Annotated in this window: 13 protein-coding genes; 4 read left to right on the forward strand and 9 right to left on the reverse strand. The window is 60.7% G+C overall.

Annotated features, from left to right (window positions below):
• Positions 1 to 13: 13 nt before the first annotated feature.
• The 3 genes from M3P88_RS12385 to M3P88_RS12395 form a co-directional block, all read right to left on the reverse strand.
• Positions 14 to 1564, reverse strand: a complete 1551-nt coding sequence (locus M3P88_RS12385) for an EAL domain-containing protein (protein ID WP_249616322.1) — start codon at positions 1562 to 1564, stop codon at positions 14 to 16.
• A 170-nt stretch (positions 1565 to 1734) separates the two neighbouring features.
• Complete coding sequence (argH, locus tag M3P88_RS12390; protein ID WP_249616323.1) at positions 1735 to 3114, reverse strand: argininosuccinate lyase; 1380 nt, start codon at positions 3112 to 3114, stop codon at positions 1735 to 1737.
• A gap of 102 nt (positions 3115 to 3216) precedes the next feature.
• Complete coding sequence (locus M3P88_RS12395; protein WP_249616324.1) at positions 3217 to 4467, reverse strand: rhodanese-like domain-containing protein; 1251 nt, start codon at positions 4465 to 4467, stop codon at positions 3217 to 3219.
• A gap of 153 nt (positions 4468 to 4620) precedes the next feature.
• Between M3P88_RS12395 and M3P88_RS12400 the strand changes: the two genes are divergently transcribed.
• Both M3P88_RS12400 and M3P88_RS12405 read left to right on the forward strand, forming a co-directional pair.
• Positions 4621 to 5424: a mechanosensitive ion channel family protein gene (locus M3P88_RS12400; RefSeq protein WP_249616325.1), complete on the forward strand. Its 804-nt coding sequence runs from the start codon at positions 4621 to 4623 to the stop codon at positions 5422 to 5424.
• Positions 5425 to 5710: 286 nt separating this feature from the next.
• The gene (locus M3P88_RS12405; protein ID WP_249616326.1) at positions 5711 to 7111 is read left to right on the forward strand and encodes a DEAD/DEAH box helicase; all 1401 of its coding nucleotides are present in this window, start codon (positions 5711 to 5713) and stop codon (positions 7109 to 7111) included.
• A 54-nt stretch (positions 7112 to 7165) separates the two neighbouring features.
• Here the strand turns inward: M3P88_RS12405 and rpoS are convergent, their stop codons facing one another.
• A complete protein-coding gene (gene rpoS / locus M3P88_RS12410; protein WP_249616327.1) occupies positions 7166 to 8092 on the reverse strand; it encodes an RNA polymerase sigma factor RpoS in 927 nt (308 codons plus the stop codon).
• A gap of 374 nt (positions 8093 to 8466) precedes the next feature.
• Between rpoS and M3P88_RS12415 the strand changes: the two genes are divergently transcribed.
• Positions 8467 to 9759, forward strand: a complete 1293-nt coding sequence (locus M3P88_RS12415) for a GGDEF domain-containing protein (protein ID WP_249616328.1) — start codon at positions 8467 to 8469, stop codon at positions 9757 to 9759.
• A 19-nt stretch (positions 9760 to 9778) separates the two neighbouring features.
• A complete protein-coding gene (locus tag M3P88_RS12420; RefSeq protein WP_249616329.1) occupies positions 9779 to 10489 on the forward strand; it encodes a pseudouridine synthase in 711 nt (236 codons plus the stop codon).
• Between the two features lie 146 nt (positions 10490 to 10635).
• Here M3P88_RS12420 and M3P88_RS12425 read toward each other — a convergent pair whose 3' ends face one another.
• The 5 genes from M3P88_RS12425 to leuS form a co-directional block, all read right to left on the reverse strand.
• Positions 10636 to 11838, reverse strand: a complete 1203-nt coding sequence (locus M3P88_RS12425; protein ID WP_249616330.1) for a heme biosynthesis HemY N-terminal domain-containing protein — start codon at positions 11836 to 11838, stop codon at positions 10636 to 10638.
• Positions 11835 to 12869 carry a uroporphyrinogen-III C-methyltransferase gene (locus M3P88_RS12430; protein WP_249616331.1) on the reverse strand — a complete coding sequence of 345 codons (1035 nt, stop codon included), beginning with the start codon at positions 12867 to 12869 and terminating at the stop codon, positions 11835 to 11837. The genes M3P88_RS12425 and M3P88_RS12430 overlap by 4 nt, the downstream gene beginning before the upstream one ends.
• A gap of 464 nt (positions 12870 to 13333) precedes the next feature.
• Positions 13334 to 14338 carry a DNA polymerase III subunit delta gene (gene holA, locus M3P88_RS12435; RefSeq protein WP_249616332.1) on the reverse strand — a complete coding sequence of 335 codons (1005 nt, stop codon included), beginning with the start codon at positions 14336 to 14338 and terminating at the stop codon, positions 13334 to 13336.
• On the reverse strand, positions 14319 to 14864 hold the full coding sequence (locus M3P88_RS12440) for an LPS-assembly lipoprotein LptE (protein ID WP_249616333.1): 546 nt from the start codon (positions 14862 to 14864) through the stop codon (positions 14319 to 14321). Before M3P88_RS12440 ends, holA begins: the two co-directional genes overlap by 20 nt.
• A 96-nt stretch (positions 14865 to 14960) precedes the next feature.
• Positions 14961 to 17579 carry a leucine--tRNA ligase gene (gene leuS / locus M3P88_RS12445; RefSeq protein ID WP_249616334.1) on the reverse strand — a complete coding sequence of 873 codons (2619 nt, stop codon included), beginning with the start codon at positions 17577 to 17579 and terminating at the stop codon, positions 14961 to 14963.
• Between the last annotated feature and the right edge of the window lie 93 nt (positions 17580 to 17672).

Genomic DNA, 17672 nt, shown 5'->3' on the forward strand with positions numbered 1-17672 from the left:
CGCTTGCCGTGGCTTAAACGGATTCACCCGGCTCGGGCAGTGTCCGGATAAAGTCGGCCAGCGGCATGGGACGGGCCAGCAGATAGCCTTGCAGCAGATCCACACCGGCCGCTGCCAGATAATCACGCTGCGCTTCGGTTTCGACCCCCCCGGCTACCAGTTTGAGCTTCAGCTCCTGCCCCAGCGAAATGATGGCATCCAGCACAATTTTGCCCAGCGAGTCACGGCCAATGGCGTCGACAAAGGTACGGTCTATCTTCAGCGTATCTACCGACAGCTCGTGCAGATAGGCAAGACTGCTCTGGCCGGTACCGAAGTCGTCGATGGCAAGCTCGATGCCCTCGGCGCGCAGCCGGGCAAAGACATCGGCGTGCAGGTGCCCATCAAAGGCCTCGCGCTCGGTCAGCTCCAGCGTCAGCCTAACCTTGCCCTGCGGAAAGGCGTCAATAAACCGGCGGCAATCAATCAGCAACTGCGGGTCATTCAGCTGCTCGGCATCCAGATTGAAAGCCAGGTGAAACCCGTCAGGCAGGCGCTCGGCATAAGGCGCCAATGCCGCCGCCACATCAAGCAACAACTGGCGGGTGATCTCGCCCATCTGCCCGCTACGCTCGGCCTCTTCGATAAAGGTGGCCGGTGACAGCAGGCCGTAACGCGGATGCATCCAGCGCACCAGCGCCTCGGCTCCGCATACCCTGCCACTTTGGGCGTCAAACAAGGGCTGTAAAAACGGCATAAACTCGCGGCGTGCTACCGCGTCGCCAATAATGCGTGCCGGCAATTGCGGTTTTTGTCCCCACTGATAAACGCCCCAGCCGGCCGCTAAGCCCAGCAGCAATACCAGTACCAGCATGGGCTGATATTCTTCCCAACTGGCGCGTAAAAAGGTGGGCCACGCCACGGAAGCCAATACCGTAAACGGATATTTGGTATCCGTGCGCCTCACTTGCAGCACCATGCTGCGTGGCGGCGCGCCATCATGCACGTCGCCGTTACTATCCATCCAGCGCGAGCCAATCTGCAGCTGCACCCCTTCAGACAACACCCCGTGGCGCAAAGCCAGACGCAAATGCCCGCCCGAAACACCGACGACCACAAAATCGCCATTCTCTGTGGCCAAACGGTAAGACAACACCGCCTGATCCGGCGTCACACTATTACCGGGACGCAAGCGGGTGCGGCCATCAACATAAGCATCCATATCGGCGGAGCGAATAGTACGTCCAAACAGCGACGAGCAGTAATAATGGTCGCCACGCCCGAGACTGATAGAGCGCACATACAGCACCGTCGTAACCAGCTCGCGCATGCGAAACAGCGCCTGTTCGTCGCAGGGCTTACCGACCAAGGATAAGGAGGCCCTGGCGGCCTGTTCGGAACTTTCAAAAACATGTTCAACCCCATGATGGGCCTCATTGACCGCCCCGACCAAACGGGCGTGCAGCGCGTGATAGCTGGTCCACAAGGTAATCCCCCACCCCAGCATGGCAGGCAATAACACGGCCAAAAGCGCCAGCACAAGGCGACGCGGGTGCGAGGCGATTCGGGATTCGGTAAGAGGCATAATGCAGTCGGGGTTTGCAGCAGTCGGCAATTTACCACTATGGGTGATAAAAAAGATAGATGCCACTTCCTAAAGATGAGTACAGGCTGCCGGTTTGGGTTGCCATGCTGACATGATGGCCCCCGTACAAGCCGCCACTCAAGGACGAGCGGCAGCCTGGATGCTTTAACTTAAGCGGGCAACTGACGCTGGCGGGCAATGGCAGCGCGCACTTGCGCCGGCGCAGTGCCGCCGACATGGTCGCGCTGGGCAAGGCTGCCTTCCGGTGTCAGTACCGTATACACATCATCGGCAATCAGTGCGCTAAAGCCTTGCAAGGTCGCCAGATCCAGCTCGGCCAGATCAACCCCCTGCCCTTCGGCATGACGCACGGCCAAGGCCACCACTTCATGGCTGTCGCGGAACGGCAAACCCTTTTTCACCAGATAGTCGGCCAGATCGGTCGCGGTGGCGAAGCCTTGCAGCACCGCGGCGCGCATCGCCTCTTTTTTCACGGTAATGCCGCGCATCATGTCGGCGTAGATGCGCAAGGTGTCAATCAGGGTATCGGCCGTATCAAACAAGGGCTCTTTGTCTTCCTGATTGTCCTTGTTGTAGGCCAGTGGCTGCGCCTTCATCAGCATGATCAGCGCCATCAGATGGCCGACCACGCGCCCCGATTTGCCGCGCACCAGTTCAGGCACGTCCGGGTTTTTCTTCTGCGGCATGATGGAGGAGCCGGTGCAGAAGCGGTCGGCGATGTCGATAAAGCCGACGCGCGGGCTCATCCACAAAATCAGCTCTTCCGACAGGCGCGAGAGGTGCACCATCACCAAGGACGCGGCGGCGGTAAATTCGATGGCAAAGTCGCGATCAGACACCGCATCCAGCGAGTTGTGGCATACATCGTCAAACCCGAGCAGCGCGGCGGTGTAATGGCGATCAATCGGGAAGGTGGTGCCGGCCAGCGCCGCCGCGCCCAAAGGCAGGCGGTTGACGCGGCGGCGGCAGTCACTCATGCGCTCAGCGTCGCGCGACAGCATCTCGACATAGGCCAGCATATGGTGGCCAAAGGTCACGGGCTGCGCCACTTGCAGATGGGTAAAGCCCGGCATCACCGTGTCGGCATGCTGCTCGGCCAGATCCAGCAAGCTGGTTTTCAGCGCGCCAATCAGCGGCACGATGGCATCGATCTGGGCGCGCAGCCACAGGCGGATATCGGTGGCAACCTGATCATTACGGCTACGCCCGGTATGCAGGCGCTTGCCGGCATCGCCTATCTTGTCGGTCAGACGCCGCTCGATATTCATATGCACGTCTTCCAGATCCACGCGCCAGTCAAACTCGCCGGCGCGAATCTCGCTCAGAATGTCCGCCATGCCGCTGCGGATGGCCGCCAGATCGGCATCCGACAAGACGCCGGCCTTGTGCAGCATGGTGGCGTGCGCCAGCGAGCCTTCGATATCGAATTCGGCCAGACGCAGATCGAAATGAACGGAAGCGGTATATTTTTTGACCAGTTCGGAGACCGGCTCGGAGAAGCGGCCGGACCAGGCGTGTTGCTCTTGCATGATGGTTTCCTGTGTTCTTATTACGAATGGGACACACGCTACCATGCCATACGCAAGCAAAATACGAAAGCCGCCTGCGCATGCTGCACAGACGGCCACGGCTTAAGGCTTGATCGGACGCTCGCCGCGCACCACCGGATTAGCCGGGTCGCTGCTCCACTCCATCCAGCCGCCGTCATACACGGTCGGCTGTTTCCAGCCCATCAGATAAGCGTAGAAAAAGGCTTCGGAAGCACGCCAGCCGGTGCCGCAATAAAACGCCACGCGCTGCTCGGGCAGGATGCCGGCTTCGCGCCAGAAGGCGGCGATTTCGTCGGCCGAACGCATGGTGTGATCCGGATTGCGGAAGTCGCTCATATCATTGGCGTTCACCCCGCCATGGCCCCAGGCCGCACCGGGGATATCACCCTTGGGCTTGATATAGCTGTAACCCGAGGTCTCGCCGGTAAATTCGGCCCAGCTGCGTATGCTGGCCAGGCGTCCGTTGGGTGACTTAAGCAGCGCCTTGGCTTCGGCGGTGGACACCAGCCACTCGGGGTGCGCCGGAAACGGCCCACCCCAGGAACTAGCCGCCTTGACCGACGGGGGCAAACCGCGCGCCACCGGATAGTCTGCCGCACTCCAGGCCGGATAGCCGCCATCGAGGATGCGCACATCCTTCACACCCGCCAGCATCAGGATATGCGCCGCGCGCGCCGCCATCAGCGTATCGCGCCCGTACAGAATGACCGGCGTACTGCTGGTGATGCCCTGCGCCAGCAAAGTGGCTTCCAGCTGTTTGTCCTCCACCTTGTTCCACAGCGGCTCGGATTCCAGCGTATTGGTATCGATATAAGCTGCACCGGGAATATGGCTTAGCAGATAAGCCTTGGGCGCGCCCCAGCCCACCTCGAACAGCTTCCAGCCCTTGGCCGGCGCAGCCGTAACCGGTTTGCCCTGCTGCAAATCATGCAGCCAGAATGCAGGCACCAGAGCCTGATAATTAGGCAGGGCTTTCAGTTTGGCCGTGTCGGCCAAGGCATGCGGCAGATAGCTGATATGGCGATAACCCAGCTTGCCCAGACGCGCGGCCACCGCCTGGCTGCCCGCGCCATAAAGACCCAAGGGCTGCTGCACGGCAATGCCCTTGCGCGCTAACAGCGCCTGTAACTGCTTATCGTCCAGCTTGCCCAGCCAGCCGGCGGCCAGATTGACCGCGCCGGGGTAATGCCCGCCCTGTTTGGCGCCCGCCTCCGGCCAGCCATTGAAATAAGCACTGGCCCGCGTATCCAGCGGCAATACCTGACTGGCGGCCTGCGCCAGCGTCCATGGCAGCAAACAGGCTGCCAACGCGTAAAAAGTACGTGTTTTCATAGTGGTCCCAAAAATTGCCTGCGACCCCGCGATAAGGAGGTGCAGCAGCAAAGGAGGCGCAGCTTAACAAGCCGGCCTTGACCGTGGCAATGCGCTTGCATGAGCAAGCCCAGCTTCTATGCTGCAACTTCACCCACCTTGCAGGAGCATGTCATGCCACAAGTCAACTGGAGTCACTGGACCGATATCGCTGTCAGCATAGGGCTGAATATTCTGGCCGCCATTGCGCTATGGATAATCGGGCGCTGGCTGATCAATCTGGCCTGCCGTCTGGTCAGCGACCAGCTGATTCGGCGCAATATCGATGCGACCTTGCAGCGCTATGTCCACTCCTTCTTATCGGTGTCGCTCACCATCATTCTGATCATCGGCATTCTCGGCTACTTCGGCATGCAGACCACCACCTTTGCCGCCGTGATTGCCGCCGGCGGCATCGCCATCGGCATGGCTTGGAGCGGGCTGCTGGCCAACTTCGCGGCCGGCATTTTTCTGGTGGTGCTGCGCCCGTTCAAGGTCGGTGACTATATCTGTGCCGGTGGCGTGACCGGCACGGTGGAAAATATCGGTCTGTTCGCCACCACCTACAACACGCCGGACAATGTGAAGACCCTGGTCGGCAACAACAAGATTTTCTCCGACAATATCCAGAACTACTCGGCCAACGGCTACCGCCGTGTCGATTTGTGTGCCCAGCTGGCCAATTCGGCCGACTACGCACTGGCACAAACCCTGCTGCGGGAAAAAATCGCCACCATCGCCAATGTAATGACCACGCCAGCACCCGATGTCGAGATTCTGGAATTCAACGAACGCGGCCCGGTGCTGGCGGTACGGCCCTACTGCCACACCGACCACTACTGGCAAGTCTACTTCGACAGCAACCGCGCCATCCGCGACACCCTGACCGCAGCCGGCTTCCCGCTACCCGAACAACCGGTGGTGGTGAGGCAGGGCTAAACGGGGAACGGGGAACGGGGAACGGGGAGCGGGGAGCGGGGAGCGGGGAGCGGGGAACCTACTCCCTACTCCCTACTCCCTACTCCCTACTCCCTACTCCCTACTCCCTACTCCCTACTCCCTACTCCCTACTTCCCACTCCCTATATATCGCCACGCTCCCGCCCGCCGTATAGGCTATACTCTGCCCCCGCACTGGCCGCCATCCGCCGGTGCTTTTATTTTGACTCTACCGCAGTCGGCGCGGATGGATGCCGGACACCGGCTCGCCGCCGCAAGGAAACCGCATGACCACCTTCGCCGAACTCGGCCTGATCGAACCTATTGCCCGCGCCGTTGCCGACGCAGGCTATACCATCCCGACGCCTATCCAGCTGCAGGCCATTCCACAAGTCTTGAAGGGCGGCGACCTGCTGGCAGCCGCGCAGACCGGCACCGGTAAAACGGCCGGCTTTACCCTGCCCCTGCTGCAGCGCCTGGCGACCACGCCGGCCAATACCCGTGCCGGCCGCCCGCGCGCGCTGGTACTGACCCCGACCCGTGAACTGGCGGCGCAGGTCGCCGAATCGGTCAAGACCTATGGCCAGCACCTGAAACTGTCTTCGATGGTGATGTTCGGCGGGGTCAGCATCAACCCGCAATATGCCCAGCTGCGCAAGCCTATCGATATCGTGATCGCCACCCCGGGCCGTCTGCTTGACCATGTACAGCAGAAGACCATTGATCTGTCGGCGGTCGAGATTCTGGTGCTGGACGAAGCCGACCGCATGCTGGACATGGGCTTTATCCGCGACATCAAAAAAATCCTGGCCATCATGCCGCCGCGCCGACAGAATCTGCTGTTCTCGGCCACCTTCTCCGACGAGATCCGCACGCTGGCCGACGGCCTGCTGGACAATCCGCAGCTGGTGGAAGTCGCACGCCGCAATACCTCGAGCGAGCTGGTGACCCAGCGCGTGCATCTGGTGGACCGCGATAAGAAAACCGATCTGCTGATCAAGCTGATTCAGGACAATAACTGGCATCAGCTTCTGGTCTTCACCCGTACCAAACACGGCGCCAACCGCCTGTCGGAAAAACTGGACAAGGCCGGCATCCGCTCGGCCGCGATCCATGGCAATAAGAGCCAGGGCGCGCGCACCAGTGCACTGGCCAACTTCAAGTCGGGCGACTTGCAAGCACTGGTCGCCACCGATATCGCCGCGCGCGGCCTCGATATCGACCAGCTGCCGTTTGTGGTCAACTTCGAGCTGCCGAATGTGCCGGAAGACTATGTACACCGTATCGGCCGTACCGGCCGTGCCGGCTCCAGCGGTGAAGCGGTGTCTTTGGTCTGTGTGGACGAGCTGAAACTGCTGAAGGATATCGAGCGCCTGATCAAGAAAGACATCGAGCGCTTCGAAGTGGCCGGCTACAAGGCCGACCTGTCGGTCAAGCCCGAACCACTGCTCAAGCCGCGCCAGCCGCAAGGCCGTAGCCAGGGTGGCAGTCAGGGTCAGGGACAAAATGCCGGCAATCAAGCGCGCCGCGGCGCACCGGCCCAGCAAAAACAAAAAGCGGCCCATGCGCATCAGGCCAAGCCGCACGGCCATGACGCACCCAAGCCACAAGGCGCCAAGCCGGCCGGGCAAGGACGCAGCAAACAGGCTCGCCCGCAAGCGGCACTCTTTAGCCAGCCCAAGCGCTAAAACCTGAACCGGCCCGCATTCGCCACCTAAGACGAAGCGGGCCGCTTTGCGGTATTAAGCCAAAATGGTATCGGCCTCTATGCCTTGCATGCTGGCAATCTGCTTGAGGCGGGCCAGGCTTTCAATCTGGATCTGGCGCACCCGCTCGCGCGCCAGCCCCAGCATTCTGGCAACTTCTTCCAGCGTACTGATCTCGTTTCCGTTCAAGCCATAGCGGTGCTCGACGACCAGACGCTGCTTGCTTGGCAACTGTGCCAGCCATTCTTGCAAATAACTCATTAATTCTGCATTGTTCAGCGCCTCGTCCGGCTCGGCCTGTTCGGTGTCGGCAATCGCCTCGCCCACACTCAAGCCCGGATCCCTGTCCAGCGGTGCATCCAGCGACATCATGCGCGGATTCTGTTCCAGCAGGCGGCGCACATCGGCTACCGGCTTGCCCAGATGCCAGGCAATGTCTTCCATACTCGGCTCGATACCGTTGCGGCTCTCCAGCTCGCGGGCAGCACGCAAACAGGCATTCAATTCCTTGACCACATGAACCGGCAACCGGACGGTGCGCGACTGATTCATGATGGCGCGTTCGATATTTTGCCGTATCCAGCAGGTCGCATAGGTCGACAAGCGAAAACCGCGGCTGACATCGAATTTTTCCACCGCATGCATCAGCCCCATATTGCCTTCTTCTATCAAATCCAATAAAGGCAAACCGCGGTTGAGATAGTGCTTGGCAATGCTGACCACCAGACGCAGATTGTGTTTGACCAACAAAGCCTGCGCGTCACGGTCGCCCCCGGCCATGCGCAATGCCAGTGCCTGTTCGTTTGCCGCGCTGAGTAGCTTGCAGCTACCGATATCCTTCAGATAAATCTGGGTGATATCGACCAGATCCTCAAAAGCGACCTCCGCATCAATCCGTGGATGCTCTTCACTCAGAAAATCTTGTCCCTCTACTTCGGCCCACGCCTCAACGACTCCACGCATCATCATTCCCGCTATCGAAATATCGCATTATTCCTGCATGAACAATAAGTTAGCCATGCACCAAAGTGATACCAATTGGCTAAATCACTCTATATAGTTAATTTACGGCATATTAGATATTAATAATAATGAAATATATCGATACAAGGCATGCAAAAATGGCATGCCGCACCATGCAATTCCCGAGATGCAGCAAGAGAGAGCATCTATCCATCCACGCTGCCCGCAAATGGTCGCTAACGGCTGATGTGGAGATACAACAGTCAGCCCTGGCGGCAAAAAAGCCGCATGCAAGCACTACCCAAGCCCATGAAAACAAACTACCCTAAGCTATACGCATATGAACTAACACAAGGCATATCCAAGTGGCCAGTATGAAAAGTTCAAAATACCGGCAAGCCGCATTGCTGCTGGCCTATGCCGCCTGTGCGTGGCTGGGCTATTACGGCACCATGCCGCTTCCGCTGCAGGCCGGCTTGCTGCCAGCGGCCTGTCTGGCTCTGGTCGCGACACTATATTTAGGCTGGCGGGCACTCCCGGCCTGGCTGCTGACGGCCGGGGCGGCGGCTTTTTTACAGCAGCACAATCTGCAGGCGGCAGCGCTGGCTCTGTTGCCCTATGTTTGCGTTTTGTTACCCGCCGCCTTGCTGGGTGAAAAATGCCGGCGGGCCGCCATCAAGGCCAAAAGTGCGCCCCTTGATAGCGCCCAAAAAACAGCCCTCGACTACCATGCCATCGTCGACGCGACGCCCTTCCCCCTGCTATTGAACCGTATCGGCGACGGCGTCATCCTGTATGCCAACCCGCGTGCCAGACAGCGCCTGTTCGGTACACTTGCGCCGGACGAAACGCGCCGGGTACAGGACTTCTACGCTCATGCAGTCGACCGCGAGCGCAAGAGCGCCACCTTGATGAATGCCGGCGCGCAATCCGACCTGGAAATCGAACTGGTCGATGCCTCAGGCCAGCGCTTCTGGGCGCTGGTTTCCAGCAATCTGCTTCGCGTTCAGGGCGAGTTGCTGGTACTGACCGGCATCAACGACATCGGCGAGCGCAAGCAACTGGAAATGAGACTGCAAGAAAACCATATAAAAATGCAGCGTCATGTAGGAGAAATCGAGCACCTGCAAAAAGGGCTGCGCGAGCAGGCATTTGGCGATGCGCTCACCGGCGTGTTCAATCGCCGCTACCTTGAAGCCGTGCTGCCCAACCTGCTGAAAAACATGCACCGCGAAAGCCGGCCATTGGGGCTGATGATGTTCGATGCCGATCACTTCAAGAAGGTCAACGATACCTATGGCCATAAAAGCGGCGACCTGGTGCTGGCCGCCATAGGTAAAACCCTGCGCAACACCTTCCGCGGCAACGACATTATCTGCCGCTATGGTGGCGAGGAATTTGTCGTGCTGCTGCCCGGCTCCACGCTGGACGACACCGAGATGAAGGCCGGCCTGCTACGACGCAAAATCGAACAGCTGCAAGTCATCAGCGCCGATGGCAAGCACACCATCCGCTTTACCGTCTCCATCGGCGTCTCAGCCTATCCGCTGCATGGCGAGAACAATGACAGCCTGTTGCGCGCGGCCGATGATGCCTTGTATCGCGCCAAAGAAGCCGGCCGCAACCGTGTCCAGCGCGCCAGCGCGTCCATTCAGCTTCACCCCTGAGGCGTGCTAATATCGCGCCATGGAACTCTACCGCTTCTTGCAACAACAAGGCTTCGGCAGCCGCAAGGAATGCCGCAAGCTGATCGAATACGGCCTGGTTGAAATCAACGGCGAGATGGCCGAAAACTGGCGTGCCGAGGTACAGCCGGATGAGCTTCACAGCTTAAGCGTGGATGACGAACCGTGGCAGATAGTGCGCAGCCCGGTCTACCTGATGCTGAATAAAGAGGCGAATACCGAAACTTCGCACAAGCCCATCCACCACCCCAGCGTCTACTCGCGCCTGCCCCTGCCTTTCAGCAATCTGGGCGTCAGTGCGGTGGGGCGGCTGGATGCGGATACCACCGGCCTGCTGCTATTAACCACCGACGGCCAGTTTATCCACGCGCTAACCTCCCCCAAAAAGCAGGTGCCCAAGTGCTACCGTGTCACGCTCAAGCATGCGGTGAGCAGCACGCTGCTCGCGCAATTGCAAAGCGGCGTACTGCTCAGGGATGAAGACGAAACACTGGCGGTCGATGCCGTCCTGCAGGTGGATGAATACACCATCCATATGACCATCAGCCAGGGGCGCTACCATCAGGTCAAGCGCATGATCGCGGCCGCCGGCAACCGGGTCGAGGCGCTGCACCGCATCGCCATCGGCCCGCTGGCGTTGGGCGATCTGGCGCCCGGACAGTGGCGCTTTCTGACTCCCGCCGAACTCGCCGCACTGGGTTTTGCCGGCTAAGAGCGTGTTCACGATCTCGCGAGCGAGGGCGAGACAAGGCGATGCTCTGCTGACAAACGGGTAGTGCCGGGCTTTGAGTTGATGACTACGATATCGCCATGAAAAAACCCGCCGCAGCGGGTTTTTTCATGGCTAAAGATCGGCTTTCAAGCCGTCGCCAGCGCAATTTCCAGTGCCTGCTGACGATAACGTTCGGCCGCTTCCGGCTTCTCCAGTTCGAACAGCAGGCTTGCCAGTTTGGCACACGCTTGCAGGGTCGGCGTGACCGACAGGCTGGCCTCCAGATAGCTCTGCGCCTTGCCCCACAACTTCTGCTCCTGCGCGAGGCAACCCAGAGCAAACAAGAGCAGATGGTCACGCGGACGCGATTTCAGCCAGGCTTCGGCTTCTTTCATCAGGCTGATGCGCTGCGCCGCGCTGATCTGCCCGGCCATGTCCGCCAATGGCAACGCCAGCTCGGAAGCATCCTCATCCGCCGACAAAGCACCGGCCAGCAAGCTGGCAGCCGCATCCGCGTCACCCAACGCCAGCATGCGCTGCGCCACTTGGGCCACCAGCTCGGCATTGCCGCGCTCGACTTCGGGAATCTTGCGCCACCAGGCACTGATTTCTTCGCTACCGGCAAAACCGGCCAGCTGCTGGGCATAGGCCGCCAGGCGGTAACGCCTGGCCTGCGCCGCATCCAGCGCATCCGACTTCAGCAGCTTCTCGCTCAGTTGCAGCACCGCTTCCGGCTGCTTGAGCTTGAGGCGAATCTTGAGTTCGAGCTTCAGCGCCGAGGTCAGGCTGGACGAAATAGCCCGCGCACGCTCGATCGCCGCCAGCGCTTCCAGCGGCTGCTTGGCTTCATAATGCAGCTCGGCTTCCAGCATGTGGCGCGCCAGCTGCAAGCGCTCGGGCAAGCTTTCAAGCTGGCTCAGATACGCGTCGCGATGGGCAATATCGTTGGTCTGAGCCGCCGCACGCGCCGCAATCATCAATGCCAGCGCCCGGTTTTCAGCGGCAAACTCGTCTTCCACCGCCTTATTCGCCTCGCGCTCGGCCTTCTGGTAACGCCCTTCAAAAAAAGCCAGTGCCGCTTCACGCAGCGCATGGCGCGAGGCCTTGAGCTTTTTCTGGCGCTGAAACTGACGGACTTCTTCCGGCAAGCGTGCCGCCAGCGCGATCAGGCGCAAAGCGCCATGCGCCAGCAGAATCAGCACGATAATGGCCACGATCAGCAGATTGAACGAGACCTCCATGCGGTAAGGCGGCACAAACAAAATGGCGTAGCCGGTATTGACGGTTGCCGCCAGGCCCAGCAATACCGCCAGCGCAAACAGGCCGATAATCCACAGCACAAACTTCACGGCGTCACCTCCACGCTGCCTTGTGCATCGCGCACTGACTTGAGGCTGGCGGCCAGATCCGGCAAGGCGACATCCAGCGGCGCATCCTTGACGCCATTCAGCGTCGCCAGCCATTGCTGGGTCGCCGGGGCATCGCGATCAAAATAACGTTCTACATAGCTGCGTGCCGCGCTGATATCGGCACTGAAGGTTCCGCCCAGACGGCCTTGCAAGGCCATGCGCGCGTCCAGCAAGCGCATTTTCAGGTTTTCACGCAGGAAAAAGGCCTGCTCGGGCGACAGCAGCAAGGCTTCGGGCTTATCCATACGGCGGATATGGACCAGCTCGCCGATGCTGCCCGACAAATCGGACAGCGCCCGCTCCCACCACGACGCATTCGCCGGCAAGACGTGACGCGCCCCGGCCACCGGTGCCAGACGATGATGGTCGACCGCCAGCGGCAGGGTGTCCACCGACAGCATCAACTGGTCCAGCTTGAGGGTAATGCCGACATTATCGAGATAAGGCAGCGCCTTGAGCTCGATCAGGTCCTTATTGATCGCCTTTTTCAAACCGATCAGCTGCGGACTGTCAAAACGGGCCAGACGGGTATCCAGCATTTCCAGCGCCGAAACGGCCGCCGACACATTACCTGCCAGCTGCAACTGCTGGCTGGCGATGGACAGCGTGTGTTCGACCTCGGCCAGCAACCAGTCACTGCGGTTACGCGTCAGCTCCTGATACATGCCCTCCAGCGTGGCATATTGCCCGGCAGACTGGTTTACACGCGCCTCCAGCAAAGCCAGCTTGGCATCGGTTGCCTTGAGTCCGCTTAAGGTCGCCGTATTTTGTTCACGCAGTACACGGGCGGAGCCGCCGGCATCGGCCAGACTTTGTGCCAGCGACAAACGAGCCTGATCCAGCGTGACGCGGGTTTCATAGTATTGCCAGCCGGACAGGCCCAATGCCGCCAGCGCGACAATCAGCGCAAGATTGCCGGCGCCTGAGCGCTTGGCCGGGATGGGGGTATCGGTAATCGGGGTGTCGCTCATGAATAGTAAAGACCACGCTGAGGTTCGACGAAGCGGAACAGATGCCCGCACTAGATTCCATTGTAACGTCAAGCCTATGACGGCGGCCAGCATGGACCGCCACCGGATGCGCCATTGTGGTATTGGGGAGTGGGGAGTGGGGAGCGGGGAGCGGGGAACTGGGAACTGGGAACTGGGAACTGGGAACTGGGAGCCGGGAGCCGGGAGCTGGGAGCTGGGAGCCGGGAGCTGGGAGCTGGGAGCTGGGAGCTGGGAACTGGGAACTGGGAACTGGGAACTGGGAACTGGGAGCCGGGGCGGGAAACTGGGAACTGGGAGCCGGGGCGGGAAACTGGGAGCAAGGCCTTTACCCCCGAATCCCGAATCCCGAGTCCCGAATCCCGAATCCCGAATCCCGAGTCCCGAACCCAGAACCCAGAACCCCGAATCCCGAGTCCCGAACCCCGAGTCCCAAGTCCCCACAACTACCCCGCCAACAGCATCGCCACCCTGAGCAGGCCCTGCCACGGCTCACCCTGTGCCGCGCCCTTGATCTGGCGGTCGACTTCGGCACACTGGGTCAGCGCATCCATCAGTTTGCGCGGGCCGATGCGGCGTAACGCCGGCTCGGCCAGTTTCTGCCGCTCGCCCCATAGCTTGAGCTCGCGCGCCATTTCGCGGGCATTGCGCCCGTCCTTGATGCCTTGACGCAGCTTAAGCAGCATACGGATATCTTCGGCCAGCGCCCACAACACCAGCACCGGTGCCTCGCCCTCGGCCTCCAGCCCTTCCAGCATGCGCGCCACACGGGGCGCATCGCCTTGCAGCCAGGCCGACGACAGATGAAATACATCGAAGCGCGCCACATTGGCCACCGCCTCGCGCACATCGGCCAGCTTCAGTTCGCCTTGCGGATACAGCAAGGCCAGCTTGTCGACCTCCTGGCGCGCGGCCAGCAGATTGCCCTCGACCCGGTCGACAAAAAAGGCCAGCGCCTCGCCTTCCATGCTCTGCCCCTGCGCCTTCAGGCGCCGGATCACCCAGCCGGGCAAATCGGCGCGGGTCACCGCCTTGGCATCGATCTCCAGCGCGGCCTTTTGCAGCGCAGTAAACCACTTGGCCTGCAGCTGCACCCGCTCCAGCTTGGGCAGAATCACCAGCGTCACCGTGTCCGGCGGCAAATGAGCCGCCAGTTTTTGCAGCGCCTCGCCGCCCTCGGCACCGGGCTTGCCCGACGGAATGCGTACTTCCAGCAATTTAAGCGACGCGAACAGCGACACGCTATGCATGGCATTGGCGAGGCTGGACCAGTCAAAGCCGGGCTCGACCGTCAGCACCTCGCGCTCCAGATAGCCGGCCTTGCGCGCCGCTTCGCGAATGGCATCGGCCGCTTCCAGCGCCAGCAGCGCCTCTTCCCCGTGAATCAGGTAGAGCGGCGCCAGATTGCGCCCGAGCAAGGCTTTGAGTGCCTCAGGGTTTGCCTGGGGCATCAGTCTTTCCCGTTGCCGGCAGATCGGCCTCTGGCGGTTTGATATAGGCCAGGCGGCGCACCAGCTGGCTGGCCGCTTCACGCTGCATGCCGGCCCACAATTGCGCCTCTTCCTGCTCCTTACCCAGCACCACCTGTTCCGAGTACGACATCTGGCGCCGCACCGTGACCGAAACCGGCACCGGCGCGTCCGACTGGCGGAAGGTCAGCAAGGCGTTCTGGCGCAGCGTCAGCTGATACTCGCTCACTTTACCGGCGCGGTTGACGGTCAGCACATCCTTGCTGGTGGACTCAGGCGCAATCACCAGCAAGGCATCGGCTGCCACCCCCTTGGCCGGCAGGCTGACACGGCCATCGCGCTTAAGCTCGACCAGCACCTGCTGATAAACCGGCCCGGCACCATCGACCGACAGGCTGGCAAACGGCATCACCTTCAGCGGGCCGCCCAGACCACGCAGATGAAAGCCGCAAGCGCCAAGCGACAGCGTCATCAAGGCGGCGGCGCTCCAGGCAAGCATACGATTCATGTTTTTCCCCTGATCAAAAAGCCATGCCGCGGCAGCATGCTGCCGGGCATTGCCCGAAAAAAACCGGGTTGCCCCGGCTTCTCTATTGGCTTGTCGTTAAACGACAATGTTTACCAGACGGCCCGGCACCACAATCACCTTCTTCGCCGGCTTGCCTTCCATAAACTTCTGCACATTCTCATGCGCCAGTGCCGCCGCTTCGATCGCATCGCGGCCGGCATCGGCGGCCACCACCACGCTACCGCGCAGCTTGCCACACACCTGCACCATCAATTCGATCTCGCTCTTCACCAGCGCAGCGGCGTCAACCTCCGGCCAAGCCTGATCCAGCAAAGCGGTGCCCGGCTTGAGTTCAACCCACAAGGCTTCACAGATATGCGGCACGATAGGTGCCAGCAGAATCACCGCCGCTTCCAGCACTTCCTGCGCCACGGCACGGCCGGCGGCATCGCTGCAATCGGTCTTGTCGTAGGTGTTCAGCAGTTCCATCACCGCAGCAATCGCGGTATTGAACTGCTGGCGGCGGCCGTAGTCGTCGGCCACTTTCTGGATGGTAGCGTGCAGCTTGTAGCGCAACTCTTTCAGGTTGGCGGACAACTCGCCCGCCACATACTTGTCGGTCACACCGGCGGCAACATGCTCGCCGCTCACGCGCCACAGACGCTTAAGGAAGCGGAACGCGCCTTCTACGCCGGCATCCGACCATTCCAGACTCTGGTCTGGCGGGGCGGCAAACATCATAAACAGACGCGCGGTATCGGCACCGTACTGTTCGATAAAGGCCTGCGGGTCGACGCCGTTGTTTTTCGACTTGGACATCTTTTCGACGCCACCGACCACCACCGGCTGGCCATCGACGCGGTGCTTGGCCGCCACAATCTTGCCCTTGCCATCGCGCTCCAGCACCACATCGGCCGGGGCGATCCAGTCTTTGGAACCGTTAGGCAGCTCGCGGTAGAAGGTTTCGCAGATCACCATGCCCTGGGTCAGCAGGCTCTTGAACGGCTCGCTGGACGACACCAGGCCCTCGTCGCGCATCAGCTTATGGAAGAAGCGCGCGTACAATAGGTGCAGGATGGCGTGTTCGATACCGCCCACATACTGATCGACCTGCAGCCAGTAGTCGGCGGCCTTCTTGTCCACCATGGCGCTGTCGCAATGCGGGCTGGCGTAGCGTGCGTAGTACCAACTGGACTCGACAAAGGTGTCCATGGTGTCGGTTTCGCGCTTGGCCGCACCGCCGCACTTAGGGCAGCTGGTTTCGTAGAATTCCGGCATTTTGGCCAGCGGGCTGCCGGCACCATCCGGGATCACATTCTCCGGCAAGACCACCGGCAGGTCTTTTTCCGGCACCGGCACATCGCCGCAGCACGGGCAATGGATGATAGGAATCGGGCAGCCCCAGTAACGTTGGCGGCTGATGCCCCAGTCGCGCAGGCGGTACTGGGTTTTTTTGCTGCCGGCAGCCTTGGCTTCCAAAGCCGACACGATGGCATCGAAAGCCGCCTGGAAATCCTTGCCGTCGAATGCGCCGCTGTTCAGCGTGGCCAGCGAGCCATCCTTGGCGGCGTACCAGTCTTTCCATACGCTTGCATCGAAATCGTTGTCACCGTCCTTGGGGGCATACACCTGCACGATAGGCAGCGCGTACTTATTGGCAAAAGCGAAGTCGCGCTCGTCGTGTGCCGGCACTGCCATCACCGCGCCTTCGCCGTAGCCCATCAGCACATAGTTGGCGACCCATACCGGCAGCTTCGCGCCGGTCAGCGGGTGCAGCACGAACAAGCCGGTGTCCATGCCCTTCTTTTCCATGGTCGCCATATCGGCTTCGGCCACCGAGCCGGCCTTGCATTCGGCGATAAAGCCCTGCATTTCTGCGTCACCGGCCGCAGCCTGTGTCGCCAGCGGGTGTTCGGCAGCAACGGCGACATAGGTTGCGCCCATCAGCGTGTCCGGACGGGTGGTATAGACCTTGAGCTTGCCGGCGTGACCGATCGAGGTTTCGTCGTAGGCAAACTCGATATCGGCGCCGAAGCTCTTGCCTATCCAGTTGCGCTGCATGGTCTTGACCTGTTCCGGCCAGCCATCCAGCGTATCTAGATCCGCCAGCAGCTCTTCCGCGTACTGGGTGATGCCGAAGTAGTACATCGGGATCTCGCGCTTTTCCACCAGCGCATCCGAGCGCCAGCCGCGCCCGTCGATCACCTGCTCGTTGGCCAGCACCGTTTGGTCGACCGGGTCCCAGTTGACCACGCCGTTTTTCTTGTAGATCACACCCTTGTCAAACAGGCGGGTGAACAGCCACTGTTCCCAGCGGTAGTAGTCCGGCTTGCAGGTGGCCAGCTCGCGCTCCCAATCGATGGCAAAGCCCAGGCTGTCGAGCTGGGTCTTCATATAGTCGATATTGGCGTAGGTCCAGGCCGCCGGCGCGCCGCCGCTCTTCATCGCGGCATTTTCGGCCGGCAGGCCGAAAGCGTCCCAGCCCATAGGCTGCAATACGTTGTAACCCTTGAAGCGCATAAAGCGCGCCAGGGCGTCGGTGATGGTGTAGTTGCGCACATGACCCATGTGCAGCTTGCCCGACGGATACGGGAACATCGACAGCGCGTAATACTTGGGACGCGAGCTGTCTTCGGTGGCACGGAAAGCGTGGCTCGCTTTCCAGTTTTCTTGTGCGGCGGCTTCAAGCTCGCGTGGGCTGTAGTGTTCTTGCATGGCGATCGCTGATATGAAAGGAGGAAATACAGAATCGGATCATTATAGCGATGGTGTCATGGGGTGCATACGGCCAAGGCATGCTATCCGGCA

Origin of the sequence: Craterilacuibacter sp. RT1T, from assembly GCF_023502145.1 — a bacterium.
In the GTDB taxonomy this organism is placed as follows: domain Bacteria; phylum Pseudomonadota; class Gammaproteobacteria; order Burkholderiales; family Chromobacteriaceae; genus Craterilacuibacter.

Coding starts and splice junctions, on each gene's coding strand:
- M3P88_RS12405 (WP_249616326.1), top strand. CDS start 5,711: ATGACCACCTTCGCCGAACTCGGCCTGATCGAACCTATTGCCCGCGCC.
- M3P88_RS12400 (WP_249616325.1), top strand. CDS start 4,621: ATGCCACAAGTCAACTGGAGTCACTGGACCGATATCGCTGTCAGCATA.
- argH (WP_249616323.1), bottom strand. CDS start 3,114: ATGCAAGAGCAACACGCCTGGTCCGGCCGCTTCTCCGAGCCGGTCTCC.
- rpoS (WP_249616327.1), bottom strand. CDS start 8,092: ATGCGTGGAGTCGTTGAGGCGTGGGCCGAAGTAGAGGGACAAGATTTT.
- M3P88_RS12430 (WP_249616331.1), bottom strand. CDS start 12,869: ATGAGCGACACCCCGATTACCGATACCCCCATCCCGGCCAAGCGCTCA.
- M3P88_RS12440 (WP_249616333.1), bottom strand. CDS start 14,864: ATGAATCGTATGCTTGCCTGGAGCGCCGCCGCCTTGATGACGCTGTCG.
- M3P88_RS12420 (WP_249616329.1), top strand. CDS start 9,779: ATGGAACTCTACCGCTTCTTGCAACAACAAGGCTTCGGCAGCCGCAAG.
- M3P88_RS12385 (WP_249616322.1), bottom strand. CDS start 1,564: ATGCCTCTTACCGAATCCCGAATCGCCTCGCACCCGCGTCGCCTTGTG.
- M3P88_RS12415 (WP_249616328.1), top strand. CDS start 8,467: ATGAAAAGTTCAAAATACCGGCAAGCCGCATTGCTGCTGGCCTATGCC.
- leuS (WP_249616334.1), bottom strand. CDS start 17,579: ATGCAAGAACACTACAGCCCACGCGAGCTTGAAGCCGCCGCACAAGAA.
- M3P88_RS12395 (WP_249616324.1), bottom strand. CDS start 4,467: ATGAAAACACGTACTTTTTACGCGTTGGCAGCCTGTTTGCTGCCATGG.
- holA (WP_249616332.1), bottom strand. CDS start 14,338: ATGCCCCAGGCAAACCCTGAGGCACTCAAAGCCTTGCTCGGGCGCAAT.